Below are 25,825 nucleotides of genomic sequence, written 5' to 3'. Positions count from 1 at the left end.
CCCGCGACCCCCTGCGTGACAGGCAGGTATTCTAACCAACTGAACTACCACTCCGCATCCTGATCGAGGGAAGATTACACATCAACCTGCCCTTAGATCAACCGTCCTGAACATGTTGTTGCCTCAGAACGGAGTGCGAATTCTAATGATTTTGCGTGTGCTGTCAAACGTTTAGCAGCATTTTTTTTAAGTCATTCCAATGCTGCGCACTTTTCATACAGAAAAGTTCCTTCGGGTGACTGTAACCACTGCGCGCAACGACAAAGCAAGGCTTCCACAGGCAGTTACGCTCTCTGCCTGAACCGCCCACTGCCCTGCTCCACTGTGCTATTGCACAATCAAATCCGAAGCAGATAGAGTAAGCCGCACTTGAAGACACATAAGCAGACACCCTAACAGACGTGAAGATTGACGCAGCAGTGCAACCTGTATTCCACATCCAGACCCGAGTGACGCAATGACCCAGAGCGCCAACACCGCCCAGGCACTTGATCGCTTTATCGATCGAGTGCTTGAACATCAGCTACAGCAGGCCGGCAGGCTGCCCCTCATAGCTTTTGACACTGAGTGGCGTTCAGACTGCTACCAGAGTGAGGCCGCTGCAGGCGCCCCCACCCGGTGGTGCCCCGTACGCCAGGCCGACATCAGCGATCTGTTCGAGCGTATTGGTCTGGCACTGGAACAACCGATCCATCCCGATATCGTGACCTTTTACAGCCGCTACTGGTCCGACCCCCTGCCCGCTCTGCATCAGTCCGACCGGCTGACCCTGCTGCAACTGTGGAACCCCGAAGATGGCGAACGCCTGCGCAGCAATCTACTCGGCCACGCCCTGATGAAAACGCGCCAGAAGCAGCCTCTCACACTGTTCTTCGCCACCACTGAGCCTGATGACATGTTTATCAGCCTAAACAACAGCGATGGCAGCATCTGGCTCGAAGCACCGGGAAAAAAGCCACTGCGCAAAATTGCTGACAGTCTGACGCCGTTCCTTGACACGCTGCAGCCCGACACCATCCAGGATCAGGAGTAAGTCATGCCCCGTTACACGTACCTGTTTTTCAGCCTGCTCATCACCCTCGTAACCGGCTGTACCAGCCTGAGCCCGCAGCAGATAGAGCTTCAGCCACAGATCGATTCCCAGCAACGCCTGCCCAGCGGCATTCAGGTCGAACTGGATGCGAAGGATCTGCGCACATCTCCGATCATCGGCCACCGCGTATCGCGCTTTGAGCAGAATGCATTTATTACCCTGGCAACGGACGCCCGTTACACGCTGCTGAGCAGCGCCCAGCAGGGGCTGCGGCAAATGGGCGCATACCAGTTTGGCAGCAACACCGGGCAGCGCAACGAACTCAAAATCACGCTGCTACTGGACGAACTGACCTACAAGGCCAGCCAGGCAGGTTCACAGCAACAGGTGCGATTACAGATGACACTGCGACTGGTGACCCAGATGAATGGCCGCTCGCTCAGCGGAGAATATAAATCGGAACAACGCTATCAGTCACCGCTGACGCCCTCGGAACGCAAGAACCAGGAACTGTTCAATCTGCTGGCCAGCGATACTCTCAGCCGCGCCTTCAACGACCCCAAACTACTGCACTTCATCAACCAGCAGTATTAAGCGCGACAATCCTGGATCAGCCCTCGCCTGCTCCTGGCAACTACCAGCCGACGGTCATGGCCAGCAGCCGACTGATCTGACACAGAGGCCGACCGGACTCCAGCTGCCACTGATTGAAGGCCTGCTGCACCAGACGCAGATCACGCTGCGCCGTCGGCCTCTTGTCCACCAGGCCCTGTGCAATCAGGGCAGCAACCACATCGTCGGTCAGCACAAAGGTATCCTTGCCCACCATGCGCAGGAAGTAGGGACCGGAGTTGCCGCCCAGCTGTGAGCCCTGTTTTTTGAGCAACAGCCAGAGCCCGACGATATCATCCTGTGGCCAGTCCGCCAGAAAGCGCGCAAAGCTACCCTGCCTTGAAGCCATTTCTGTCACCATCAAGGCATTAGCACGCACCGACTTGAGCTTGCCCCAGTGCCGGATCAGCTTGTCGTTCTGCATCAGGCGCTCGAGCTGCTCATCCGACATAAGCGCTACCTTGTGGGCATCAAAGCCCCAGAAGGCCTCTTCAAAAGCCGGCCAGCGCGTATCCACCAGCGAATGCCTGAGCCCGGCACGAAACACCCGCCGACACAGGTCAGACAGCAGGCGATCATCACCAACCGCCGCCAGTTGCGCCGCATCAAGCGGCTGCGGCAGCAACGCCTCGATATCTTCGCCTGCGCGATGCTCAACCACATGTTGGTACAGCCACTGAAATGACTTCATCGCCGCTCTTTATCCCCCCTGATGTTGCACCACCCTGACCATTGCACGTGCAGCACGGCTCTATATCTGTGGCCGCATATTCTTTTGCACTGGAAAAGGACGTATGATTTATTCCTTTTCGCCAATGGACACAGGCACTTTGCCTAATAGTGTCCAGCCAGTCGCAGTGCCTGGCAGCCTGTCGGACTTAACACTGGTCTACTGCGGAAAAACCGCTTCTCTTGTACAAAGAGGGGTTATTTCTTGTTCTCTTTATTGTTGAATAGAACCACTATTTGCCTCAAAAGAGCTCAAAAACTAACTCAAATCGGTCTTCCCCTCGCGACGACCGGCCAAGCCCGACAGACTGCTAAAATCAATCGCAACTGCAATGGAGTTCAGGGTTGCAACCATGCCAGTAATCAGAAAATCGAACAAGCTGATCAACGTCTGCTACGACATCCGTGGCCCCGTCCTGCAGGAAGCCAAGCGCCTTGAGGAAGAAGGCCACCGCATCCTCAAGCTCAATATCGGCAACCCGGCACCCTGGGGCTTCGAAGCCCCGGAAGAAATTGTCCAGGACGTCATCCACAACCTGCCATCGGCCCAGGGCTACTGCGACTCCAAGGGCCTGTTTTCGGCGCGCAAGGCTGTCATGCAGGAAACCCAGCGCAAGGGCATTCGCAACGTTACCATCGAAGACATCTACATTGGCAACGGCGTATCCGAACTGATCGTCATGGCCATGCAGGGCCTGCTTAACGATACCGATGAAATGCTGATCCCCTCGCCCGACTACCCGCTCTGGACCGCGGCCGTGAGCCTGGCCGGCGGCAATCCGATCCACTACGTCTGCGACGAGCAGGCCGACTGGTTCCCGGATATCGAGGACATGCGCAGCAAGATTACCGAGCGCACCAAGGGCATAGTGGTAATCAACCCCAACAACCCCACCGGCGCCCTCTACCCGCTGGAGTTGCTGCAGCAGATCATTGATCTGGCCCGCGAGCACGACCTGATCCTGTTTGCCGACGAAATCTACGACAAGATTCTGTTCGACGGCCACGAGCACACCTCCCTCGCCTCCCTGGCGGATGATGTGCTGTGCCTTACCTTTAACGGCCTCTCCAAGACCTACCGCGCCGCCGGTTTTCGCTCCGGCTGGGTAATCGTCAGCGGCCCCAAGCACATTGCCCGCGATTACATCGAGGGGCTCGACATGCTCGCCAGCATGCGCCTGTGCGCCAACGTCCCGGCACAGCATGCCATCCAGACGGCACTTGGGGGTTACCAGAGCATCAACGAACTGACCGTACCCGGCGGACGCCTGTACGACCAGATGGACAGCGCCTGGCGCCTGATCAACGAAATCCCGGGGGTTTCCTGCGTCCGCCCCAAGGCCGCCATGTACCTGTTCCCGAAACTGGATCCGCAGATGTACCCGATCCACAATGACGAAAAAATGGTACTCGACCTGCTGCAGCAGCAAAAAGTGCTGGTGGTGCAGGGCAGCGGCTTCAACATGATGGATACACAGCATTTCCGCGTTGTCTTCCTGCCGCGCCAGGATGAACTCGAAGATGCCATCCAGCGCCTGGCCGACTTCCTGCGCCTGTACCGGCAGTAAGACGGCGGCCCGACGGCCGGAGACTGACCCGGGCGTCATTCTCTGGCATGCTGGAAGACGCGCATGAACAATGCGCACGTGCCGATCCATCAGAATAATAAGGCTGGAACCCACCATGACCCGACTTTTCTGGCGCAACCTGCTGCTGTCGTCCCTGCTGCTGATGTTCAGCCACCTGGGGCTGGCGGCGGCCGTCACCGCAGACCAGGCGCGACAGTCCAGCACCGGCAAGATCGCCCAGATGAGCGATGGCGAAGTACGCCAGATGCTGCTCGACCAGCTCGAACAGCAAAGCATTGCCCGCAAACCCAATCCCTACGACGCCCTGCAAAGCATGCCGGCGCCGACCAATGATTTCGAAAGCAGGCTCCTGCTGCTGCAACAGAGCTTCGACCGCTGGCCACAGCAGCAACAGCATTTCTGGGATTCACTCACCGATCAGCGCGGTTGGGACGGCTTCAGCGATCTGATAATCGCCTTCGCGCTGATGCTGCTGTCGGGCCTGGCGGTCGAGGGCCTGCTGGGCTGGAAGCTCAGACGCATGTCATCCGATATTTCCTGCCAGAAATGCCAGAGCCTGTCCAGCAGCGTGGGCTACCTTTTCCTGCAGGCGGCGCTCAACCTGGTGCGCCTCGGTGCCTTTGTACTCGGTGCCCTTGCCCTCCCGGTGCTGGCCTATGACCCTGGCACCGGCCTGCGCCCGACCCTGATGGCCCTGCTGATGGCCGTCAGCATCACCCGCCTGGTTGGCATCCTGTCGCGCTCGCTGTTCGCCCCCCATGCCCGCGGCATACGTCCGTTCCGGATGGAGTGCGAGAATGCCCAGGATATCCACCACTGGGTTATCGGTTTCGCCATTACCTACGTTATCGTCAACCAGGGCCTGGCGCTGGTCTATCACCACGGTATTGAAACCATTCTGTCGGCTATTACCGTCCCGCTGGGCGGCCTGCTGCTGAACCTGATCGCCATCGCCTTCGTCTGGCATCACCGCGACACCATTACCCGCCTGTTCGCCGACCCGGAAGCCGACCCAAGCTCCTCCATGCGCCAGACACTGCGGCAAAACTGGCCGATGCTGGCGACCATCTGGCTGATGCTGCTCTGGTGCATCTGGAGCTACCACGTCTTTATCGGCAATTACGAAACCGCCCGCAGCGTAGATCCCGTCTGGTGGCTGACCCTGGCCTTTATCCTGATCGACCGGCTGCTGCACGCCCTGCTGCAACGCATCTGTCAGTTTTCATGGCTGCAAAGCCATACCTTCGAGGAGCGCTCACGCAGCTTCATCCGCATCATCCAGAACGGCAGCCGCCTGATCCTGCTTGGCATGACGCTGTTCTTTCTCAGCGAGACCTTCGGCTTTTCGTCCATGTCGATGCTGGAGGAAACCCTGGTGCAGCGCAGCCTGGGTGTCGCCATCGACATAATGGTCATACTGCTGCTGGCCTATACCTGCTGGCAGGTGATCCAGTCCGCCATCGAACGGCGCCTGCCCGAACCCCAGACCGATGACGCCATCGCCAGCCTTGAAGGCGAAGGCGGTGCCGCGGGCGCCTCCAGGGCCGAAACCCTGCTACCGCTGGTACGCAGCTTTACCTCCGTCATTCTGGTGATCGTGGTCGCCCTGATGGCACTGAGCGTAACCGGCGTCGAGATCGGCCCTTTGCTGGCCGGTGCCGGGGTCGTTGGCATCGCCATTGGCTTTGGTGCCCAGAAGCTGGTGCAGGACATTCTGTCCGGCATCTTTTTCCTGCTGGATGATGCCTTTCGCCGCGGCGAGTACATTGAAGCTGCGAGCCTGCGCGGCACCGTGGAACAGATCTCGCTACGCTCCATGCGCCTGCGTCACCACCTCGGTGCGGTGCAGACCATCCCCTACAGCGAAATTGCCACCGTAAAGAACCTGTCACGGGACTGGGTCACCATGAAGCTCGAGTTCCGCCTGCCCTATGACACCGACATCGAGCAGGTGCGCAAGATCATCAAGAAAATAGGCATCAGCATGCTCGACGATCCGGAGATGGGCCCCCATATACTGCTGCCGCTCAAATCCCAGGGAGTGATGCGGGTCGAGGAATCCGCCCTGATCTTTCGCATGAAATTCACCTGCAAGCCCGGCGAGCAATGGATAATCCGCCGCGAAGCCTACCGCCAGGTGAAGGATGCACTGGAAGCCAACGGCATTCGCTTTGCCCACCGCTCGGTCCATGTGCTGCTGCCCGACAGTATCACCGCGGTGCAGCCACCAGATCAGGGGAATGCCACCAGCCTCGGCCTGGTTGGTGCAGCCGCCGCCCAGGCACTGCATCCGGACCTGCTCAAGAGCAACCGCATCGACGATGACCACGGCAAAAACCTGTATGACGAAGATGGTTCGGCCTGAACCGCACCCGCACCGCATCGGCCATGGCTATACAAGGCCTGAGCCGGTGCATTACTATGGCCGCCAGAAATGGACGCAGCTGCATAAGGCAATAGTTTGAAAAACCGTCGCTTGCTGATCTACAGCCATGACTCCTTCGGTCTCGGCCACCTGCGCCGCTGCCGTGCGCTGGCCCATGCCATGGTGGATGCCTACAAGGGACTTTCGGTGCTGATCATGACCGGATCACCCATCATCGGGCGCTTTGATTTCAAGGCCCGGGTCGACTTCGTGCGCATCCCAGGCGTCATCAAGCTGCACAACGGCGATTACACCTCGCTTGCGCTGCACATCGACCTGGCCGATACCCTGGCGCTACGCGAAAGCATTATTCTGAACACCACCAAGGCATTTGCGCCGGATATTTTTCTGGTCGACAAGGAGCCGCTGGGTCTCAAGGGCGAAGTGCACTCGACGCTTGAGATGCTCAAGGACACGTCCACCCACACCATACTGGGTCTGCGCGATGTCATGGATGCGCCGGACCTGCTGACGGCCGAGTGGCACAAGAAGGGCATTTTTGGCGAACTGGAACGGCTCTACGACGAGCTCTGGGTCTATGGCCCCCGCGCCATGGGCAACCCGCTGCGCGGCCTGCCCATCGAAGCAGATACCATGGCGCGAATGCGCTATACCGGCTATCTGCGCCGCGAGATCCCGGAGATCGCCAACACGGTCGACTCCACCACCCCGGAACAGCCCTACATTCTGGTGACGCCCGGCGGCGGTGGCGATGGCATCGAGATGACCGACTGGGTGCTGCGCGCTTACGAGTCCGGCGCCCAACTACCCTGGCGCGCCCTCTTTGTACTAGGCCCCTTTATGCCCCAGGCCGAACGCCAGCAGTTTTTGAACCGCGCAGAAGTAATGCCCAATGTGGACATGATCACCTTCGATGCACAGCTTGAACGCCTTATGGCCAACGCCAGCGCCGTCGTTGCCATGGGCGGCTACAACACTTTCTGCGAGATACTGTCGCTCGATCGCCCGGCGCTGATCCTGCCACGCAGCTTCCCGCGCAAGGAGCAGCTGATACGGGCGCAGAATGCCGCCGCGCTGAGCCTGATCAGCCTGGTGGATGCCGACGGCGAACGCTCCACCGCCGAAATGGTCGATGCCCTGCAACAGCTGCCACTGCAAGCGCCCCCGGGCGTCGCCGACAAGGCCGAATGGCTTGGCGGCCTGGACAGTGTCACTGAACGCATAGGCGAACTTTTCGACCAGGCACCGCTATGAAACCATCAGGCACTACTCCCCCACGGGTGCTGTTTTACGTGCAGCACCTGCTGGGTGTCGGGCACCTGCGCCGCGCTGCGCTGCTGTGCGAGGCGCTGGTCAAAGCGGGCCTTGATGTGCACATGGTACTGGGCGGTGAGGCGGTGCCCTCGATCAGCTTCAGCGGCGCGAGCTCCCATTACCTTAGCGCCATCCGGGTAGAGAATGCCGACTTCGCCACCCTGGTAGACTCAACGGGAAGTCCGCTCAGCGATGCCACGCGCAACGCCCGCCGCGACCAGTTACTGGCTCTGGCGGCGCAGATACGGCCCGATGCCATCATTACCGAGCTGTATCCGTTTGGCCGCCGCCAGATGCGTTTCGAGCTGCGCCCGCTGCTCGACTGGGCACAGCAGCAGAGGCCCCGTCCGCAACTGATTTGCTCCCTGCGCGATATAGTGCAGCAGCGCAGCCCGGCGCGGGAAGAGGAAACCCTGCAACTGATCAACCGGTACTACAGCCGCGTCTGGGCCCACGGCGATCCGCATTTCGCTCCGCTGGATGCCAGCTACGGCCTGACACCAAAGCTGGGCCCTCGGCTGCACTACACCGGATACATCGCCCCCGCCATACCGACGTCCCGGCCGCGCTGCGGCGTTGTCGTCTCGGCCGGTGGCGGTGCCGTCGGCCTGCGTCTGCTGCAGGCGGCCATCGCGGCTCACCGTGCAGGTCTGCTGCCAAACCGCCCCTGGACCTTGATCACGGGGCCCAACCTGCCACAGGCGGACTTTGATCGACTGCAAGCGTCACTGCATTCACCCGATCTGCAGCTCGTGCGCTTTTGCAGCGACTTTATCAGCCGCCTCACAGGCGCCGAGCTGTCCATCTCCCAGGCAGGCTATAACACCGTGATGGACCTGCTGGTCAGCCAGGTACCGGCAGTGCTCGTGCCCTACATCGGCAGCGGCGAAACCGAACAGACAAGCCGCGCACGCCAACTGGCGGACGTCGGGCGCGTCAGCATTGCCGATGAAGCCGAACTCTGCGCCGAGAGCCTCAGCCAGGCAGCACAGCTGGCGCTAAAGACAGGGCAACAGGATGTTGCTTCGCCCGAACTGCGTCTCGATGGCGCCCGCGAAGCCGCCGCAGACCTGCTCAGGCTTCTGAAAGGCCCGCAGCCATGAGCCCCTGGCAGGCGCTGCAGCAGGAACTGGATCGCTGGCACGGGCCCGCCACCTTCTGGTGGCGCGATGACGATGCCATTGCACCCGGCGCAGCCCTCGATCGCCTGCTTGCAATCACCGGCCAGCACGACATTGATCTGAGTCTCGCTGTCATTCCCGCCCTGTGCACCGATGCCCTGGCCCAGCGCCTGAGCACCGGGCCACGCGCCTGGGTGCTGCAGCACGGCTACGATCACCGAGCCTACGCCGCCCCCGGCGAGCGCAAGCGCGAACTCGGTGGCCCCCGGCCACGGGATGAAATTCTGCAGCAACTGCAAATAGGCCGGCAACGACTGGCACAGCTGTTTGGCGCCCAGGCGCTGGATATACTGGTACCCCCCTGGAACCGCATCGATGCCGACCTGCTGCCCCTGCTGCCGCAGCTGGGCTACCGGCGCCTGTCGGTACTGGGACCGCGACCGACGGACCCTGTGGGCCCGCCGCAGGTCAATGTACATATCGATATTATCGACTGGCAGGCGCGGCGCTTCGCCGGCACCGAGCTGGTGCTCAAGCGCATTATTGCCAACCTGGAAGCCCGCAGGCGAGGCCTGGTGGATGCAACCGAACCCTGCGGCCTGATGACCCATCACCTGGATCATGATCCCGACTGCTGGGGCTTCCTTGAGCAGCTCACCCAGGTTCTGGCAGCATCCCCACAGGTTCGCTGGGTTGAAGGATGCGCCCTGCCAACCGCCTGAGCGGCGGCTTTGTAAAGTATTGGCCATGAAGGAGTACCGCTTGAGCCGACAGATCACCCTCGTACTGAAAGGCTATCCACGCCTGTCGGAAACCTTTATCGCCCAGGAAATACGCGCCCTGGAACTGCGAGGCATGAAGATTACCCTGGCCTCCCTGCGCCACCCTACCGACAAGGCCACCCACCCGATACACGACGAAATTCAGGCTCCGGTGCTCTATCTGCCCGAATACCTGCACCAGGAACCCCTGCGCGTACTCAAGGGATGGTGGCAGGCGCGCCGCATGCCGGGCTACCGCACCTGCCTGCAGCGCTGGTGGCAGGATTTCAAGCGTGACCGCAGCCGCAACCGCCTGCGCCGCCTGGGCCAGGCCCTGGTGCTGGCGGCTGAGCTGCCGCCTGGTACCGAGCAGCTCTACGCCCACTTCCTGCACACGCCAGCCTCGGTCACGCGCTATTGCGCCCTGCTCACCGAACTGCCCTGGAGCGCCTCGGCCCACGCCAAGGATATCTGGACCAGCGAAGCCTGGGAGCTGCGGGAGAAACTCGCAGAACTTGCCTGGCTGGCCACGTGCACCGGCGCCAATCACGACTACCTGCAGGGTCTGGCGGCCGACCCATCAAGGGTACACCTGGTATACCACGGGCTGGATTTTCGCCGTTTTTCGGCCCCGCCCAGTGCTCCCCAGCGACGGGACGCGCGTGACGCAGAAGATCCGGTTCGGCTTGTATCGGTAGGCCGCGCCGTCGCCAAGAAAGGTTACGACGATCTACTGAGCGCACTGGCGGCACTGCCGAACGACTGCGCCTGGCAACTGACCCATATTGGCGGCGGCCCGCTGCTGAGCAGTCTCAAACAACAGGCAGAGGAGCTAGGCATAGGCGGGCGCATCCAGTGGCTCGGGGCCCTGCCCCAGAAAGAGGTACTGGAAAGCTATCGCGCCTCGGATCTGTTCGTGCTGGCCAGCAAGATTGTCGATGATGGCGATCGCGACGGCCTGCCCAACGTGCTGATGGAAGCCCAGAGCCAGGGACTCTGCTGCCTGAGCACGACCATTTCCGGCATTCCAGAGCTTATCGAACACCAGCGCACCGGCTGGCTGGTGGGCCCCGCCGATGCTCCCGCGCTGTCTGATGCGCTGCTACAGCTGCTGCAGGATCCTGCGCTGCGTACCCGTCTGGGCGAGGCCGGCCAGCAGCGTGTGCGGCAGGTATTCGATGTCGAGCGCGGTATTGATCAACTGGCAGCGCTGTTCGATCTGCCGGAAACGCCGGCCGGCACTAAAACTGCCGCTGCCCGGCACTGCGGCTGCGACCACTGAGCCTTATGTCCGCCCCCGTCGCCTTCTACGCCCCCCTCAAGGCCCCCGGCCACACCAACCCGTCGGGCGACCGATTGTTGGCCCGACTGCTAATGAGCGCACTGCAGGAAGCGGGTTTTGATGTGCGCCTGGCCAGCACCCTGCGCAGTCGTGACGCCAACGGTGACCCAGAACGCCAGCAGCGCATGGCGCAGCTGGGCGAGCACCTGGCAGCGCGCCTGATCCGGCACTGGCAACAGCAGCAATGGCGCCCCCGACTCTGGTTTACCTATCATCTGTACTACAAGGCGCCGGACTGGATTGGCCCCGCCGTCTGCCGACAGCTCGGTATTCCCTATGTCTGTGCTGAAGCCTCCTGGACCGCCAGCCGCGCCCAGGGCCGCTGGGCACTGTCGCACCAGAGCGTTGGCGATGCGCTGCACCTGGCACAACGCATTTTCACCCTCAACCCCACCGATATTGACGGCCTCCAGGACTGCCTTGGCCCAAACGCCCCCATTGTCAGCCTCGCGCCCTTTATTGACCTCGATGCGCAACCCTCCGCCTGCATCGACAAAACCGCCCTGGCCCGACGCTGGCAGCTAGACCCCAACAAGCCCTGGCTGATCAGCGTGGCCATGATGCGTCCCGGTGACAAGCTGGCGTCCTACCGTCTGCTGGCGGCAAGCCTTGGGCAACTGCACAGCGACGCCCAGCTGCTGATTGTCGGTGACGGCAGCGCCAGGGATGAGGTTCTGGCTGCCTTTGGCCCGCAGAACACCTCGGGTCAGCAGGCGCGTGTGCGCTTTTTGGGCCGGCTCTTACCCGCTGAGCTGACGCCCCTGCTGGGGGCTGCTGACCTGATGGTCTGGCCGGCGGTCAATGAAGCCTTTGGCATGGCCCTGCTGGAGGCCCAGGCCCAGGGATTGCCGGTGATCGCGGGCAACGAAAGAGGTGTCGCGACGGTAGTGCATCACAACCTGACCGGCCAACTGGTTGCCCCGCGGGACCCAGGCGCCCTTGCCCGCGCCCTGGACCAGGCACTGGCACAGCCTGAACTGCGCCAGCAATGGCGTGACGCAAGCCTGGCCAGCATTCGCCAGCGACACTCACTGGAAGCCGCCGCCGCCGTGCTGCGCACTGAACTGGAGGCTCTTGTCCATGTCTGAGCCCATACTCGAACTGATCTGTCTGCGCCACGGCCCCACCGAATGGAATCACCTGAAGCGCCTGCAGGGCCGCCACGACGAGCCGCTGATGCCGCAAAGCCGCAGCGATTTCCAGCGCCTCCAGCTGCCCGAGAGCCTGAGCGGGCTCGATTGGTACAGCAGCCCGCTGCTGCGTGCGAGGGAAACGGCACAGCTGCTCGGGCTGGCAGCGCGCAGCGCACCGGCGCTGATCGAAATGGACTGGGGCGACTGGGAAGGAAAACGCATTACCGATCTGCGACTTAAGGACCCCGCAGGCATGGCGGCGATGGAAACCCTGGGGCTGGATCTGTATCCGCCCAACGGCGAGTCGCCGCGCCAGGTGCAACAGCGCCTCACGGACTGGGCCGAGACGATGCGCCTGGCGGGATCCAGGCACATTGGCGCTGTATGTCACAAAGGCGTGATACGGGCGCTGCTCGCCGCCGCCTGCCAGTGGGACATGCGCGGCAAGGCCCCGGTCAAACTGGATTATCGTTGCCTGCAGCACTTTGCCTGGGATGGCCACCAGTGGTATCTGCGACAGGCCAACCTGGCACTGGAAGAGCGCTGAGTCACGAGCACCGGGCACGAAAACAACTGAGGGCACTCTGAAAAGACCAAATTTTTCAACAACCTGCTAAGCTGTCACACAACCTAAGTCAAATTGTCTTATTGTCGTTCGCAGTCGAAAAAACACGCAGAGGTTCGTCAATCATGTTTATCAAGATCAACAAGAACAGTGGCATCTACATGGAACACAACGGGCTGGAAAAACAGCGCCTGATTCCGGTGACCTCCAACTTTCTGATCAACCTGAATCACGTCACCGAAGTGTCCTTCTACAGCATCAAGGAAGCCAAGAAGCGCTTCGACCTGGAAAACCATGAGTTTACCGTGCAGCCGCACACCCGGGTTATCCACTTGCAGATGAGTTACCTGCACGCCACCTACAAGGAAACCATCCACGGCAACAAGGGCAACCTGGTGGATCGAGGCTACTTCAAGCTGTACTTCATGCCCGAAGAAACCGGCCAGTACGATGCCATCCGCAGCCAGATCGACGGACTGACGCTGAACGTCTGAGACGATTCTGCGGCACCACTCAAGCACTCTGCGCGTCACTGCAAGGCTTGACCTCCTCAGCCTTCAGTGGCCGCGCCGCACGCTCAGCCTCAAGCGTTAACTTGGGGATCAGGATCTTTCATAGGCGTATTTCAAAGCGCTGATCAGATCGGCAACATCATCCAGCGCGCGGTGATTGCGATCCTGACACTCGATGGCATCCAGAAAGCGCTGGCGCTGCGCGGCGTTGAGCAACACCTCCAGCCCCCTGAGCCGAAACAACGGGCGCATTTGCGCCGCATCGTACAGGCGCCGCATCCAGAAGTGGTCGAACTCCAGCGCATCGCAGTAAACCGTCTTGCCTTCCAGCGCCCGATTCAGCCGCCAGCAGGCCGCAGCAGCAGTAACGCCCTGATCGTACAACTCTGCGCGGGCCAGACCATGAATGCCCTCGGCCACCTCATCCCAGTGCGTCCAGCCCGGCACGGACTGAGGGTCAATCAGAAAACTGTCCTGCTCGCCGCTGCCGGCATTACGCCAGGCCACTTCTATAGGGTATGAGCTTGTACCCAGACCGCTGGCCTCGAAATCCAGGCAGATAATGTTCATCAGGCCTGCCGCTCGAACAGCAATACCTTGAGGGCCCGCTCCGGGTCCTGCTCGGGAAAGTCATCGGGGTTATCCAGCCGTTCAAGATAGGCAAACTGCGGGCATTCCTCTGCCATGAGGGCACGGATAAAACCGCTGTCGTGCAAGGGGTCATTATGGCACGCCAGTATGCGGCTGCCGGTCTGGGTCAGTTCAGGGAGGCGCCGTACCACCTTGCGATAGTCATGCTCGGCAACAAAGCTGCCGGGCTGGAAGCTCGGTGGATCAATCAGGATCAGATCATAGGGTCCGAGCTTGCGCAGCTTGCCCCAGGATTTAAGCAGATCATGCCCCAGGTAGCGCACATCGCGCTGATCATGCCCGTTAAGCTGATGATTCTCGCGCCCGCGCGCCAGGGCGCCGCGGCTCATGTCCAGATTCACCACCGAGGCCGCACCGCCCGCCATGGCCGCCACGGAAAAAGCACAACTGTAGGCAAACAGGTTAAGCACCCGGGCACCACGAGCCTGCGCACGCACCCAGCGACGTCCCTCGCGCATGTCCAGAAAGAGGCCGCTGTTCTGATTCTGCAGCGGTGAAACCCAGTATTGCAGACCCAGTTCCGTTGCCGCCAAACGCTCTGGCACCTCGCCCCAGGCAACCTGATTACGCGTTTCACGGCCCCGGCCGCGAGACTGTACCACCAGGGCTTCGATACCAGCCACCTGCGCCAGCGCAGCACACAGCCGCTCACACCAGCCAGGCTCGACCTCTTCATACAGCCGTACGACAGCCACAGGCGCAAACCAGTCGATCACCAGGTGCTCAAAACCCGGATAACGGTGGCCTCGACCGTGAAATAGCCGGCGTGTTTCGCCCGCCGCTAACTGCAATTGCTGTGTGACTGTCTCGATCAGCGGTTCCATTTTGTACCCCGGCCGGATCGGCGGCTGCAAAAGCGCGGCATTATAGCCGCCGTGGCAGACGGCAACCAGACGATTTTTAATGCCAAATTCATTGAAACTTTAACGCCTCGCCCACATCTTATCGCCTAACACCCAACCAGGTAGACTTACACCATGATGCGGATCGTCCTGTTTCTTGCCACCAACATCGCTGTACTGCTCGTCGCCAGCATTACGCTGAGCCTGCTGGGCGTCGAGCATTACCTCAGCGGGACCGGGCTCAACCTCAGTTCGCTGCTGGCCTTCTGTGCGGTGTTCGGTTTCGCGGGATCCATTATTTCGCTATTGCTCTCCAAGATGATGGCCAAGATGTCGACCGGCACCCAGATCATCACCCAGCCGCGCACCGAAGCGGAGCGCTGGCTGCTGGACACCGTTGCCGAGCTGTCGGAAAAGGCCGGCATCAGTATGCCCGAGGTCGGCATCTTCCCGGCTCAGCAGGCCAACGCCTTCGCCACCGGCTGGAACAAGAATGCCGCCCTGGTGGCTGTCAGCCAGGGTCTGCTGGAGCGCTTTCGCAAGGAAGAAACCCGCGCCGTACTGGCCCATGAGATTGGCCATGTAGCCAACGGCGACATGGTCACGCTGGCGCTGATACAGGGCGTGGTCAACACCTTCGTGATGTTCTTCGCCCGTATCGCCGCCTATGCCGTGGATTCCTTCCTGCGCCGTGATGGCGACGATTCGCGCCCGGGTATTGGTTTCTACATCACCACCTTTGTGTTTGAAATCCTGTTTGGCATCGTGGCCTCCGTTATCGTGGCCTGGTTCTCGCGCCGCCGCGAATACCGCGCCGATGAATCCGGCGCATCGCTTGCCAGCCCCCACGCCATGATTGGCGCACTGCAGCGCCTGAAGTCCGAATATGGTGTACCCGACCAGCTGCAGGGTCAGCTGACCGCCTTTGGCATCAGCAGCCACATGAAGCAGGGTTTCATGGCACTGCTGTCTTCTCATCCGCCGCTGGATGACCGCATCGCTGCTCTGCAGAATCGCCGCTAAGCCACGCACTAAGGATATTGCACTGCAGATACAGCAACGGGCGCCCCAGGGCGCCCGTTTTGCATTGTGCGGCTCGCTCAGCCGCCTTCATCCAGCACACAAAAGGACAGACAGGTACTGAAGAGCGCCACCGCCATCATCAGCGGAGGCTGCGCCAGCCACAGCATAAAGAGTCCCGACAGTATCCAGATGTTGCGCACCAGTTTCAGGCGAGAACGCACTTGCCATTCGCCCAGCCCGAGCCATCGCAGCACAAATCCGAACAGACCGGGAAACATGAGCACCTCCAGGGCGAGGGAACACCTATCGCCGCGCATCCGCATACACCGGCAACCGTCCCTTACGTCCCTTCAGGTTAGAAGCCCACTCAGCAATCCGCCACCCGATAGAGCACGGCATCGTGGTAACCGGTGGTGATACGCATCAGGCCTGTGAAGGCGGCATCCAGCTGCGGATCTCCACTGTCGACAATCAGGGGCCGCCCCTCCAGCGCCTTGAGCTTGGTTTTGGACGCCAGCAAATGGATGTTGTCACGCCCGATACGGCGCAGCAGCGCAGGGCTCAGCTGCTGATTGCCCCGCCCGATGATATGCCCCTGGCCACCGATAACCGTAATCACCAACTGACTGTCCCGGCCCTCGGTCAATGTAAGCAACTGCTCGGCAGTACAGTCGCTGGCGATCAGCTGAGCATCCTCGATGACATCCACCCCCAGCAACGTATTGGCGAGCCCGAGTTCCTGCATCACCGCCTGCACCGTAGTACCAGAGCCCATAACATAGCGCACCCCGGGCAACATGGCTTCCACCATGTCCGCGGCTATATCAGCCAGCACCAGTTCTTCAACCTCACGGGCGCCGTTTTTCACGTGCTGCAGATAACGGTGCTCCTGGGGCACCAGCAGCTCGCCATAGTACTTGGCACGCACCTGCCCCTGGCGAAAGGCCTCCTCGTCGATATCCCGCACTTCCTGATCCGCCAGCGTCACCAGCTCGCCGCGCACCAGCATGGCAACTATTTCACCGGCCGCCCGGGGTGTAACAGCGTAGACACCAGAATGGATTTTCACCCCGGCGGGAATCCCCAGTACCGGCACCCGATCGGACAACACATTGCAGATATTGCGCGCCGTGCCATCGCCGCCAGCAAACAGGATCAGATCAACCCCGGCCGCCGCCAGCGCCAGCGCCGCGCGCTCCGTGTCCTCTGGCCCGGTATGACCCGACTCGATCTGGCCCAGAACCCGAGGCTCAAAACCTGCGCTAATCGCCACATCGGCCCCCATTTCCACAGGCCAGGTCAGCACCTCGACTTCCAGTCCCTGTAGCGGCAGCAACGCCTGCAGCGCACGCTCGCAGGCTTTCGGCTTAGCACCGAGTTCCAGCGCAAGACGGGCGGTTTCGGCACCATCGCTGCCCTTGAGGGCCACACTGCCGCCAATGCCTGCCAGCGGGTTGATGATCAATCCCAGTCGAAACACTCGACCTCCTGCACTTGATAAATTGAATAATTGAACACTTGGCGGCCCGCAGCATCCAGTTCCCTTAGAGAACCGCGTCTATATGGCCGGTTTCGAGCAGCAACTGCTGATAAACAAAGCCTGCCAGCATCACGCGGCTATCTTCCTCCAGATCGCAGAATTCCACTCCGTAGCGAAACCCGGTTGCCAGCGCCTGCTGACTCCTGATCTGCACCGGCACCAGCAGAACCTGGTCGATACCGGCCAGCGCAATGCGCAGGGTCACAAACAGCCGCTCACCCGGCTGGCCGATCATCCCCAGGGTCTCGAAACAGGCCCCCTGCAGGCTGATATCGGTACAGAGCGCCGAACAGGGCAAACCCGACTGGGCCGTTGCAGCATCATCCTCGGTATCCAGCGCTATTTTCAGGCGCACAGGGACACGGGTGCAGTTGCGGATGCGGCGCACTTCCACCTCGCCTGGGTACTCAAGGTGCCAGTAGCCAAAGGGTTGCGACTGAATGCGCAGCAACCGGCTGGTAAAGGCGCAAATGCGATTGCCTGCCATCAGCCGCACAGTCACCGGCGAGCCCAGATTGACACTGGCCGCGAGTGAACCCGCCCGGGGCGCAGCAATCAGCACGCTGCCATCAACCCTGTAGCCAATGAGTTCTGATACAAAGCGGCTGCGCGGCGTGCGGCTTTCTACCCGCAGGCGTTCGCCCGGCAACGGCCGCAACTGCGCGAGATCCAGGGAGTCGGCACTCTGTTCAAGTGACTTGGGCATTAAGGTTCCGGCGTTGTCATGACGCATTAAAAACGCGACAGCTTACGACAATTCCACCCTGAAGCCGAGCGCCGCAAGCTCCTCGGCCAGAGCGGGCTCCAGTTGGCCGCTAACCGTCAGGGTGTCGAACTCCCGCCGTACCGGATACTCCTTGCGCAGACGGTCAAATGCTGCTCCACGCTGCGCCTGTGGCAAGCCAAAGGTCGCGCGCAGCGCTCGGTCATCCCGGTAGGGGTCATACAGCAGACGCATCAGCTCAAGCGGTGCCAGCCCCGGGCCCGCCTCTACACGAGCTACTGACGCTGCGGGCAGATAGTCCTGCAGAGGGGCGGCTTCTGGCAGCCCAAGGTGGCGACACAGCGCCTGATACAGCATATAGGTGCCGCGAATCTTGCCATCCAGGCTGTAACCGGCAATGTGGGGCGAGCCGATGCGCACGCCAGGTACAAGCGCAGCATCAATAGCAGGTTCATTTTCCCAGACATCCAGCACCAGGGTCAGATCCGGGCGCTGCAGCGCCACCTGCAGCAAAGCCGCACCGTCGATGGCCGCGCCGCGACCGGCGTTCAGCACAATAGCCCCCGGGCGCAGACGCGCCAACTGCGCAGTACCCAGCAGATGCTGCGTGGGGTGCGGCCCGGTGGTGACCAGCGGCGTGTGCAGGCAGAGGATATCGGCTTCGTCCAGCAACCTATCCAGACTGATGAACGACTCGCCCCCCTCGGACGCACGCGGTGGATCATTGAGCAGCAGCTTGATGCCAAGACGCTGCAGGCGACGCTGCAGGCGTGACCCGACATTGCCAACGCCAATGATGCCAACGGTTTTGTCCCGCAGCACAAAACCCTGCTCAGCCGCCAGGCTATAGAGTACGGTCAGAACATACTCCACCACCGCATCGGCATTGCAGCCCGGCGCGCTGCTAAATGCTATGCCCTGCTCGCGCAGGTAGGCCAGATCAACATGGTCCATGCCAATGGTTGCCGTGCCGACAAAGCGCACCGGCGTACCCTCAAGCAGAGACCGGTCGACCCGGGTAATGGAGCGCACCAGCAGTACATCGGCCTCGGCCAGATCAGCCGCCGTCATGCTGCGCCCCGGCAGGGTTCGGATAGTGCCAACAGACCCCAGCAGGGCCTGGAGCGCGGGTATGTTTTCGTCGGCAACAATATTCAGATGGCTGGACTTCAATCTGTACTCCGGATCTTTACAAATGCCATGGTTTCGGGCTCAATGCGCCGTTACGCCCGCTGCACCTTGCAGCGGGGTCTGGCGCGGCGGGCCTGGGTCTGTCGCATAAACGGGTATGCATTCACTGCAACATTTTCCCCCCGATCGAGTTACGGTAAAAGCCCCTTGATAGTACGCTGGCAAAAAGAGCAGGAATACTTCATTGTTCGCCTGTATCAGGACCTTGTCGGTGACTGGATTCTAAGCCAGAGCTGGGGTGATCGAGCCGCAAATGAAGCGACAGTGACCCATACCGTATTGCACTCCTACAAGGAAGCCAGACGCCTGCTCAGCAGCATCGCCCGTCAGCAGCGCAAGTTGGGCTACCGTCACACGGGCCGCAGCGAAGAGCAGCTAGGATTCGATTTTAACTAGCCCTCCCGCCCCCCTGCACTGCCTACCGCCTCACTACCCTTTCTAAAGCGCGCGCTTTGCGAGCAACTCCGATACCACTGCGTTTCCAGCAGACACCAAACCCGCGCCAATAAAAAAAGCCGGCCCCATGACAGAGCCGGCATTCACAATATGCGTGATAAGAGCCTTGAACATTAAGCAATGTCACTGAGCGCACCCCGCCAAAGGTGGGCCCTGTGAAGCCGACAGCACAGCGGCATACTCTCCGATAGTTGCCAGCAAAGTGCGAACGACACAAACGATAATCTAAACGATAACCATTTACAACAACAGAAAAACGAATCTGCATATGCTCTGCCCACGGACTGATTTTTGTACAGCATGACATTTGTCGCCCCATGGACTTTTTCTGATCGCCCAGTTGCACTACAATCACGACACATTGCCGGGGCCAGCCCCATAGCTATTCGTCCATCGCGCCCGAGAGGCGCGTTATTTTTTTGGAGGCCTGATCGTTGACACCCAGTGGCAAGATCAAACTGCAGGGCTTTAACAACCTCACCAAAAGCCTGAGTTTCTGTATTTACGATATCTGTTACACCCGGACTCCGGAGCAGAAAGCAGAATATATCGAGTACATTGATGAGCAATACAACGCGGACCGCCTGACCGAGATCCTGACCGAGGTCTGCGACATCATCGGCGCCAACGTACTGAACGTCGCTCGCCAGGACTACGAGCCCCAGGGCGCGAGCGTGACGATTCTGGTATCGGAGGAGCCGTTGAAAGACTCGCTGATGGTGGATACATCGGAAAAACCGGGCCCGCTGCAGCCGGACTCCGTCGTGGCTCACCTGGATAAGAGCCATATCTGCGTACACACCTACCCGGAAAGCCATCCGGATAACGGCATCTGCACCTTCCGTGCCGATATCGAGGTATCTACCTGTGGGGTAATTTCGCCGCTGAAGGCGCTGAACTACCTGATTCACAAGCTCGAGTCAGATATCGTGACAATCGACTATCGCGTACGCGGCTTTACCCGCGACGTTCACGGTATCAAGCACTATATCGACCATGATATTCACTCAATCCAGAATTTCATGAGCGACGATATCCGTGATCTGTACCAGATGGTGGATGTGAACGTTTATCAGGAAAACATCTTCCACACCAAGATGATGCTGAACGACTTCGACCTCAACCAGTACCTGTTTGGCACCACCACTCAGGGCATGAGCGAAGAAGAAATCAACACCATCACCGACAATCTCTTTCGTGAGATGCGGGAAATATTCTACGCGCGCAACCTGCCGGAAATGCCGTTCAGCCAGAGTTTGGTCTAAACCCAGGCGACGAAAAAAAGCAGGCGCCGGGATAACCCGACGCCTGCTTTTTTGCTACAAAGCGTTATTGAATTAAAACAGCGCCGTCAAAGGCACCCGGCATCAGCCAGCGGCTAGATTGTCCCAGAGCACACCACCCCAGATCAGCATCACGATCAGCAGCGTAAAAAACACCCCCGCAGACCCCAGATCCTTGGCGCGCCCGGCGAGCTCATGCCTTTCGAGCCCGGCCCGATCCACTACCGCCTCGATAGCACTGTTAAACACTTCGGCCATCAGTACCAGCAGACAACTGCCAATCAGCAGCCCGAGCTGGATTCCCGTCTGGGCGACCCAAAACGACAGCGGTATCAGCAGCAGCGCCCCATACACCTCGTAGCGAAAAGCCGGCTCATGAACGAAGGCCGCGCGAATTCCCTTCATCGAGTAGCAGGTTGCATAATAAAAGCGCGCCGGCCCTGTCACTTTCTCGTTGGACATCATCCCTCTCCAGACATGGTAAGTCGCGGCTCAAACAAGCCCCGGTACTTAGATTCCAGCTCATCGTAACGAATCAGTGTTTCACCATCACTTAATTTCACACTGCCGCGCTTGAAATCAATGTCGTAGATGGACTGATCAGGAAACACCAGCGCGGCCCGCGGGTCGTTGTGCAGCGTACTCATATAGGCCGTCACGATGCGCATGCGCTGCGGATCTATCGGGTGCAGCAAACTCACGCCACCGAGCTCAGTGACAGGCGTAACCGCCATCAGTTCCAGCACGCTGGGCACTATGTCCGCCGCACTGACCGGCGCGTCCACCGCAGCCTTCACCCTGGCTGCCTGACCGGTGGGCGGGAACACCAGCAGCGGGTTGCGAATCACTTCGGGAAGAAAATCGGCATGAAAGCGGCTGCCCTTGTCATCCACATGCTCGCCATGATCGCTGGCGTAGAACACCCAGGTATTGGAATCAAGACGACGCGCCTCCTCCACCAGCCTCGACAAATACCGATCCGCATAGCGCACCGTATTATCATAGGCATTCACGCTATTGGGACCGCCTTCCGGCAGGTACATCTTATAGGCTGCCGGAACCTGGGCACCAAAGGGGGTGTGGCTGCCGCTCATCTGGGTCACCAGCATAAAGGGCTTTGCCCGCTCAGACGCGCGCTCGATGTAAGGCAGAATTCCCCGCTCCAGCACCTGCAAGTCATCAGCCCCCACGGATACCGACACATTGGCGCTGAAATTCACGCCCTGCTCGTAATGATCCAGATCACCGTCAACGAACAGCTGATCCAGGTTACGCCACTGAAAATCCTGCGCCGTAATCAGCGCCGTCTGATAGCCGCCACTCTTGGCGTAATTGAACAAGGTGGGCACGCTATAGATAACACCATGAGGGTCCACACCCTGCAATCCGGTAAGCATATAGGGCACCGATGTCAGGGTACGGGGCGATACCCCCACCGCATTTTGCATGGCCAGCATCTCGCCGCGCCGGAGCATCGCCGACAGCTGTGGTGTCGTGTCCCGTCCATAGCCGTAGAGACCCAGGTGATCCCGGTTCAGCGACTCGCCGATCACCACTATGACATTAGGCGCGCCTAACCTGGCGGCATGCTGCAACAGCTCAGGTTTAGCTGGCCGGTCGAACGCTTTGACCTGCACCTCTAACGCACTAACAAGACTGCCAAAATAGGCCACCGGCGCCATCTGAAAGCTCGAGGTGCCATACCAGTTCAATGTGATCAGCAGAAACAACGGTAAGGCCAGCGCAGCGCTAAGCCCGCGCCGCAGTAACGACGGACGAGCATCGAGCGACATCACCAGTAGCAGAATTAACACAACAGACGCCGTTACCCAGACCGAATGCCAAAGCGAAACGGTTTGCACGCCCAGCTGCAGGGACAGCAGTGGATCGGCGGCAAAAAAACGAAAATCAAATGCGGTAACAAATTTGCCATAGACATTGAAGTAAGATGTCTGGGCAAAGCAGGCCGCGCCCAGCAGCACGAGTACAACAGACCCAAACCAGGGCCTGCGACACAGCAAACCTCGCACGCAGTACAGCAGCAACCAGAAAATGAGCGTGCTGAGGGCAAAATTTACCGCAAAGCGCTTGCCGAACAGGTTTTCAACCAGCCAGGCGCTATCGCGCACCATAAACAGATCCAGCAGGATCAAGAGTAGCCAGGCGAGCAGCAGCGCGGAGCGGCGAAACAGCGAAGCGCACCGACAGAGCGCATGCCAGGGTGTAATAATTAATCGCGAAAATAACATAACCGATTGAAACCTGGACGCTTGATGCTAAACGGGGCTCGATACTCGCATGACGGTGATACCCAAACGGATACCACCGGCGGTTGAATGAAACGCAGGCGCCAATAATAACGATTTTAACCTCTGGCCGCACCATTAGGCCGCCCTGCTAGCCGCTACCTACCGCACCAGTCGCCTGCACTTGTGTGCTTGGTGTATAATCAAGCCCGCCAAATTCCATCGCCGATCACAGACCTCAGTTGTACAACATGCCCAGCAGCCTCCAGCACCAGCCAGCCTCCAGCATAAACAGCCAGGCGCCCAACCGCCGCTTCTCAGTCGCGCCGATGATGGATTGGACAGATCGCCACTGTCGCTACTTTCATCGCCTGCTGAGCCGCAATGCGCTGCTGTACACCGAAATGGTGACAACCGGCGCCCTGATTCACGGCGACAGCGAACGCTTTCTGCGTTATCAGAATGCGGAGCACCCCATAGCACTGCAGCTTGGCGGCAGCGATCCGGATGCACTGGCGCGCTGCAGCCGCATGGCACAGGAGCATGGATACGACGAAGTAAACCTCAATGTTGGCTGCCCCAGCGACCGGGTGCAGAACAACATGATTGGCGCCTGTCTGATGGCCCACCCACAGCTGGTGGCCGAATGCCTTGAGCGCATGCAAAGCGCAGTATCGATACCCGTTACAGTTAAACACCGCCTGGGTATTGACGATATGGACAGCTACGAGGAGCTGCATCATTTTGTCGACATAGTGCGCACCTCAGGCTGCAGCACTTTCATTATCCATGCGCGCAAGGCGATCTTGAAAGGCCTCAGCCCGAAGGAAAATCGCCAGGTGCCGCCGCTGAAGTACGACTGGGTTTACCGTATCAAGCAAGCCTTTCCCGAACTCGAGATCATTATCAATGGCGGCATCAAGTCACTCGACGAATGCGACACGCACCTTGAGCACGTTGATGGCGTCATGGTTGGGCGCGAAGCCTACCAGAATCCCTACAGCCTGTTGGCCGATGTGGACAGCCGCCTTTACGGTGAGCCAGGCGATGCCATCAGTCGCCTCGATGCATTGCAGCACATGATCAGCTACAGCGAGCAGGAGCTCGATGACAGGGTTAATCTGGGCCACATTTCACGCCATATTCTGGGTCTCTTTCATGCCCAGCGCGGCGGCAAGCAATTCCGCCGCTATTTGAGCGAGAACGCCCACAAGCCCGGTGCCGGCCCCGAGGTGCTCAAGCAAGCAATGGAACGGATACCCGCCTAATTATTTCGACATAGGACACACAGAGCATGCAAAGCCAGCTGGAACAGTTGAAAGCCTTCACCAGTGTTGTGGCAGATACCGGCGATATCGAGGCGATACGCCAGTTCAGACCCGTCGACGCCACCACCAACCCCTCACTGCTGCTCAAGGCGGGCCAGAACCCGGCCTATCGCCCCCTGCTGGAACAGGCACGCAGCTGGGCGCAGAAGCTTGGCGGTGACAATCAGCAGCAGCTCGGCAACATGACCGATAAGCTGGCGGTTCTCATCGGGCTGGAAATCCTCAAGCTGGTGCCCGGACGCGTCTCCACCGAGGTAGATGCCCGCCTGTCCTTCGATACGGACGCCACCGTCGCCCGCGCCAAAAAGCTCATGGCCATGTACCAGGACGCCGGCATCGGCGCCGATCGCATACTGATCAAGATCGCCTCCACCTGGGAAGGCATACGCGCCGCCGAGATACTGGAACGCGAAGGCATCAACTGCAACCTCACCCTGCTGTTTGGCTTTGCCCAGGCCCAGGCCTGCGCTGACGCAGGCGCATTCCTGATATCTCCCTTTGTCGGCCGCATCCTCGACTGGCACCGTGCCCAGCAACCCGACGCCGACTTTGGTGGCGACCGCGATCCCGGCGTGGTTTCGGTGACACGCATTTACAACCACTACAAGCAGCACGACTACGGCACCGTTGTAATGGGCGCAAGCTTTCGCAATATTGGCGAAATCCAGGCACTGGCCGGCTGCGATCGCCTGACCATTAGCCCGGCTCTGATGCAGGAGCTGGACGCCACCCAGGCACCACTGGCACAACGCCTGAGCCGTGCGAGCGCCCGCAGTCAGGAACTCAACACCAGGCTGACACAAAGCAGCTATCGCTGGCAGATGAACGAAGACGCCATGGCAACGGACAAGCTGGCAGAAGGTATTCGCAACTTTACAGCAGACCAGATCAAGCTCGAGCACCTGCTACTGGCACTCTGACGCACTTGACCTGCCAAGGACGGCGGGCACACTACTGCACTTTCGCCCAGACATAGATGCAAAAAAGATGACTGTCGGGCGAGCGCCTGGCTATGGGAAACATCAGAAAACCGAGGCGCAAGCGGGCCAAAGAAACCAGCGCAGATCAGACAATTCACCCGGGTGAATACATGAAGCAAGGATGCTTTGCCATTGGCCCTTTCGCAGGAGAGACCGCCTAATGCGAACGCCACCATATACCAAGAGAGACCAATATATCCGCGTACCTGCACCCACCCTTTTGGACTAAAGAGCCCTCATACGCGCATGACCGCCAGGAATGGCGGAAAACCTTACTGTGCAGGAGCAAAAGTAAGCGACCGTACTTCCTGCATATACCTGTGAAATAGGAAGGGAACTAAATTGTCCGTCAAGTTAATAGCGCAAAGCGCTTAAAGCAGAGATAAATAAAACTGCAGACATAAAAAAAGGGCTCTTTGGCATCCTGCCATCAAGCCCTCGCCCAGCATCCTTGCCGGTCACCC

Annotated in this window: 25 protein-coding genes; 16 read left to right on the top strand and 9 right to left on the bottom strand. The window is 59.9% G+C overall.

Annotated features, from left to right (window positions below):
• The first annotated feature begins 457 nt into the window (after window positions 1-457).
• Together syd and MRS74_RS09855 are read left to right on the top strand one after the other, a co-directional pair.
• A complete protein-coding gene (syd, locus tag MRS74_RS09860; RefSeq protein WP_254580113.1) occupies window positions 458-1,033 on the top strand; it encodes a SecY-interacting protein in 576 nt (191 codons plus the stop codon).
• 3 nt (window positions 1,034-1,036) lie between these two features.
• Window positions 1,037-1,627 carry a YajG family lipoprotein gene (locus MRS74_RS09855; protein ID WP_254580112.1) on the top strand — a complete coding sequence of 197 codons (591 nt, stop codon included), beginning with the start codon at window positions 1,037-1,039 and terminating at the stop codon, window positions 1,625-1,627.
• 40 nt (window positions 1,628-1,667) lie between these two features.
• Here the strand turns inward: MRS74_RS09855 and MRS74_RS09850 are convergent, their stop codons facing one another.
• Window positions 1,668-2,336: a DNA-3-methyladenine glycosylase I gene (locus MRS74_RS09850; RefSeq protein ID WP_254580111.1), complete on the bottom strand. Its 669-nt coding sequence runs from the start codon at window positions 2,334-2,336 to the stop codon at window positions 1,668-1,670.
• Window positions 2,337-2,727: 391 nt separating this feature from the next.
• On the opposite strand from MRS74_RS09850, the gene MRS74_RS09845 reads away from it, so the two are divergent.
• From MRS74_RS09845 to MRS74_RS09805, 9 genes are all read left to right on the top strand, one after another.
• Window positions 2,728-3,942 (top strand): pyridoxal phosphate-dependent aminotransferase, encoded by a 1,215-nt coding sequence (locus MRS74_RS09845; protein WP_254580110.1) that lies wholly within the window; start codon window positions 2,728-2,730, stop codon window positions 3,940-3,942.
• A 115-nt stretch (window positions 3,943-4,057) separates the two neighbouring features.
• Entirely contained in the window at window positions 4,058-6,328 is a 2,271-nt protein-coding gene (locus MRS74_RS09840) for a mechanosensitive ion channel family protein (protein ID WP_254580109.1), read from the top strand.
• A gap of 96 nt (window positions 6,329-6,424) precedes the next feature.
• A complete protein-coding gene (locus MRS74_RS09835) occupies window positions 6,425-7,603 on the top strand; it encodes a glycosyltransferase family protein (protein ID WP_254580108.1) in 1,179 nt (392 codons plus the stop codon).
• Window positions 7,600-8,766 (top strand): glycosyltransferase family protein, encoded by a 1,167-nt coding sequence (locus tag MRS74_RS09830; RefSeq protein ID WP_254580107.1) that lies wholly within the window; start codon window positions 7,600-7,602, stop codon window positions 8,764-8,766. Before MRS74_RS09835 ends, MRS74_RS09830 begins: the two co-directional genes overlap by 4 nt.
• Entirely contained in the window at window positions 8,763-9,506 is a 744-nt protein-coding gene (locus MRS74_RS09825; RefSeq protein WP_254580106.1) for a polysaccharide deacetylase family protein, read from the top strand. Before MRS74_RS09830 ends, MRS74_RS09825 begins: the two co-directional genes overlap by 4 nt.
• A 40-nt stretch (window positions 9,507-9,546) precedes the next feature.
• Window positions 9,547-10,827 carry a glycosyltransferase family 4 protein gene (locus MRS74_RS09820; RefSeq protein WP_254580105.1) on the top strand — a complete coding sequence of 427 codons (1,281 nt, stop codon included), beginning with the start codon at window positions 9,547-9,549 and terminating at the stop codon, window positions 10,825-10,827.
• A 5-nt stretch (window positions 10,828-10,832) separates the two neighbouring features.
• Complete coding sequence (locus tag MRS74_RS09815) at window positions 10,833-11,975, top strand: glycosyltransferase family 4 protein (protein ID WP_254580104.1); 1,143 nt, start codon at window positions 10,833-10,835, stop codon at window positions 11,973-11,975.
• Entirely contained in the window at window positions 11,968-12,567 is a 600-nt protein-coding gene (locus tag MRS74_RS09810; RefSeq protein WP_254580103.1) for a histidine phosphatase family protein, read from the top strand. Before MRS74_RS09815 ends, MRS74_RS09810 begins: the two co-directional genes overlap by 8 nt.
• A gap of 143 nt (window positions 12,568-12,710) precedes the next feature.
• The gene (locus tag MRS74_RS09805) at window positions 12,711-13,079 is read left to right on the top strand and encodes a hypothetical protein (protein ID WP_254580102.1); all 369 of its coding nucleotides are present in this window, start codon (window positions 12,711-12,713) and stop codon (window positions 13,077-13,079) included.
• Between the two features lie 108 nt (window positions 13,080-13,187).
• Here the strand turns inward: MRS74_RS09805 and MRS74_RS09800 are convergent, their stop codons facing one another.
• Window positions 13,188-13,667 carry a 3'-5' exonuclease family protein gene (locus MRS74_RS09800; RefSeq protein ID WP_254580101.1) on the bottom strand — a complete coding sequence of 160 codons (480 nt, stop codon included), beginning with the start codon at window positions 13,665-13,667 and terminating at the stop codon, window positions 13,188-13,190.
• Complete coding sequence (locus MRS74_RS09795) at window positions 13,667-14,572, bottom strand: class I SAM-dependent methyltransferase (protein ID WP_254580100.1); 906 nt, start codon at window positions 14,570-14,572, stop codon at window positions 13,667-13,669. Before MRS74_RS09795 ends, MRS74_RS09800 begins: the two co-directional genes overlap by 1 nt.
• Before the next feature lie 153 nt (window positions 14,573-14,725).
• Here MRS74_RS09795 and htpX point away from each other — a divergent pair, with 153 nt between their 5' ends.
• Window positions 14,726-15,613, top strand: a complete 888-nt coding sequence (gene htpX / locus MRS74_RS09790; protein WP_254580099.1) for a protease HtpX — start codon at window positions 14,726-14,728, stop codon at window positions 15,611-15,613.
• 77 nt (window positions 15,614-15,690) lie between these two features.
• On the opposite strand, the gene MRS74_RS09785 is transcribed toward htpX, so the two are convergent.
• The 4 genes from MRS74_RS09785 to pdxB all read right to left on the bottom strand — a co-directional run bounded on the left by MRS74_RS09785 (window position 15,691) and on the right by pdxB (window position 19,050).
• Entirely contained in the window at window positions 15,691-15,891 is a 201-nt protein-coding gene (locus tag MRS74_RS09785) for a hypothetical protein (protein WP_254580098.1), read from the bottom strand.
• A gap of 89 nt (window positions 15,892-15,980) precedes the next feature.
• Complete coding sequence (locus MRS74_RS09780) at window positions 15,981-17,093, bottom strand: ATP-NAD kinase family protein (RefSeq protein ID WP_254580097.1); 1,113 nt, start codon at window positions 17,091-17,093, stop codon at window positions 15,981-15,983.
• A gap of 64 nt (window positions 17,094-17,157) precedes the next feature.
• On the bottom strand, window positions 17,158-17,859 hold the full coding sequence (locus MRS74_RS09775) for a flagellar brake protein (protein ID WP_254580096.1): 702 nt from the start codon (window positions 17,857-17,859) through the stop codon (window positions 17,158-17,160).
• Between the two features lie 42 nt (window positions 17,860-17,901).
• Window positions 17,902-19,050, bottom strand: coding sequence for a 4-phosphoerythronate dehydrogenase PdxB (gene pdxB, locus MRS74_RS09770; protein WP_254580095.1), 1,149 nt, complete (start codon window positions 19,048-19,050; stop codon window positions 17,902-17,904).
• 165 nt (window positions 19,051-19,215) lie between these two features.
• On the opposite strand from pdxB, the gene MRS74_RS09765 reads away from it, so the two are divergent.
• Together MRS74_RS09765 and speD are read left to right on the top strand one after the other, a co-directional pair.
• A complete protein-coding gene (locus MRS74_RS09765) occupies window positions 19,216-19,464 on the top strand; it encodes a hypothetical protein (RefSeq protein ID WP_067380078.1) in 249 nt (82 codons plus the stop codon).
• Between the two features lie 494 nt (window positions 19,465-19,958).
• A complete protein-coding gene (speD, locus tag MRS74_RS09760; protein WP_254580094.1) occupies window positions 19,959-20,789 on the top strand; it encodes an adenosylmethionine decarboxylase in 831 nt (276 codons plus the stop codon).
• Between the two features lie 102 nt (window positions 20,790-20,891).
• Here the strand turns inward: speD and MRS74_RS09755 are convergent, their stop codons facing one another.
• On the bottom strand, window positions 20,892-21,269 hold the full coding sequence (locus tag MRS74_RS09755) for a diacylglycerol kinase (protein ID WP_254580093.1): 378 nt from the start codon (window positions 21,267-21,269) through the stop codon (window positions 20,892-20,894).
• Entirely contained in the window at window positions 21,269-23,056 is a 1,788-nt protein-coding gene (locus MRS74_RS09750) for a phosphoethanolamine transferase (protein ID WP_254580092.1), read from the bottom strand. The genes MRS74_RS09755 and MRS74_RS09750 overlap by 1 nt, the downstream gene beginning before the upstream one ends.
• A gap of 248 nt (window positions 23,057-23,304) precedes the next feature.
• Here MRS74_RS09750 and dusA point away from each other — a divergent pair, with 248 nt between their 5' ends.
• Window positions 23,305-24,321 carry a tRNA dihydrouridine(20/20a) synthase DusA gene (gene dusA, locus MRS74_RS09745; protein ID WP_254580091.1) on the top strand — a complete coding sequence of 339 codons (1,017 nt, stop codon included), beginning with the start codon at window positions 23,305-23,307 and terminating at the stop codon, window positions 24,319-24,321.
• A 26-nt stretch (window positions 24,322-24,347) separates the two neighbouring features.
• Window positions 24,348-25,301 carry a transaldolase gene (tal, locus tag MRS74_RS09740; protein ID WP_254580090.1) on the top strand — a complete coding sequence of 318 codons (954 nt, stop codon included), beginning with the start codon at window positions 24,348-24,350 and terminating at the stop codon, window positions 25,299-25,301.
• Window positions 25,302-25,825: the final 524 nt, after the last annotated feature.

The sequence above is a fragment of the Marinobacterium sedimentorum genome (assembly GCF_024267675.1).
Classification (GTDB): Bacteria; Pseudomonadota; Gammaproteobacteria; order Pseudomonadales; family Balneatricaceae; genus Marinobacterium_A; species Marinobacterium_A sedimentorum.
This window is presented reverse-complemented; position numbering and strand designations above follow the sequence as displayed.

Bases quoted from the DNA above. Each gene is read 5' to 3' on its own strand.
- MRS74_RS09810 (WP_254580103.1), top strand. From the start codon at position 11,968: ATGTCTGAGCCCATACTCGAACTGATCTGTCTGCGCCACGGCCCCACC.
- MRS74_RS09755 (WP_254580093.1), bottom strand. From the start codon at position 21,269: ATGTCCAACGAGAAAGTGACAGGGCCGGCGCGCTTTTATTATGCAACC.
- MRS74_RS09785 (WP_254580098.1), bottom strand. From the start codon at position 15,891: ATGTTTCCCGGTCTGTTCGGATTTGTGCTGCGATGGCTCGGGCTGGGC.
- tal (WP_254580090.1), top strand. From the start codon at position 24,348: ATGCAAAGCCAGCTGGAACAGTTGAAAGCCTTCACCAGTGTTGTGGCA.
- dusA (WP_254580091.1), top strand. From the start codon at position 23,305: ATGCCCAGCAGCCTCCAGCACCAGCCAGCCTCCAGCATAAACAGCCAG.
- MRS74_RS09825 (WP_254580106.1), top strand. From the start codon at position 8,763: ATGAGCCCCTGGCAGGCGCTGCAGCAGGAACTGGATCGCTGGCACGGG.
- MRS74_RS09805 (WP_254580102.1), top strand. From the start codon at position 12,711: ATGTTTATCAAGATCAACAAGAACAGTGGCATCTACATGGAACACAAC.
- htpX (WP_254580099.1), top strand. From the start codon at position 14,726: ATGATGCGGATCGTCCTGTTTCTTGCCACCAACATCGCTGTACTGCTC.
- syd (WP_254580113.1), top strand. From the start codon at position 458: ATGACCCAGAGCGCCAACACCGCCCAGGCACTTGATCGCTTTATCGAT.
- MRS74_RS09855 (WP_254580112.1), top strand. From the start codon at position 1,037: ATGCCCCGTTACACGTACCTGTTTTTCAGCCTGCTCATCACCCTCGTA.
- MRS74_RS09830 (WP_254580107.1), top strand. From the start codon at position 7,600: ATGAAACCATCAGGCACTACTCCCCCACGGGTGCTGTTTTACGTGCAG.
- MRS74_RS09840 (WP_254580109.1), top strand. From the start codon at position 4,058: ATGACCCGACTTTTCTGGCGCAACCTGCTGCTGTCGTCCCTGCTGCTG.
- MRS74_RS09850 (WP_254580111.1), bottom strand. From the start codon at position 2,336: ATGAAGTCATTTCAGTGGCTGTACCAACATGTGGTTGAGCATCGCGCA.
- MRS74_RS09795 (WP_254580100.1), bottom strand. From the start codon at position 14,572: ATGGAACCGCTGATCGAGACAGTCACACAGCAATTGCAGTTAGCGGCG.
- MRS74_RS09845 (WP_254580110.1), top strand. From the start codon at position 2,728: ATGCCAGTAATCAGAAAATCGAACAAGCTGATCAACGTCTGCTACGAC.
- MRS74_RS09800 (WP_254580101.1), bottom strand. From the start codon at position 13,667: ATGAACATTATCTGCCTGGATTTCGAGGCCAGCGGTCTGGGTACAAGC.
- MRS74_RS09815 (WP_254580104.1), top strand. From the start codon at position 10,833: ATGTCCGCCCCCGTCGCCTTCTACGCCCCCCTCAAGGCCCCCGGCCAC.
- MRS74_RS09750 (WP_254580092.1), bottom strand. From the start codon at position 23,056: ATGTTATTTTCGCGATTAATTATTACACCCTGGCATGCGCTCTGTCGG.
- MRS74_RS09775 (WP_254580096.1), bottom strand. From the start codon at position 17,859: ATGCCCAAGTCACTTGAACAGAGTGCCGACTCCCTGGATCTCGCGCAG.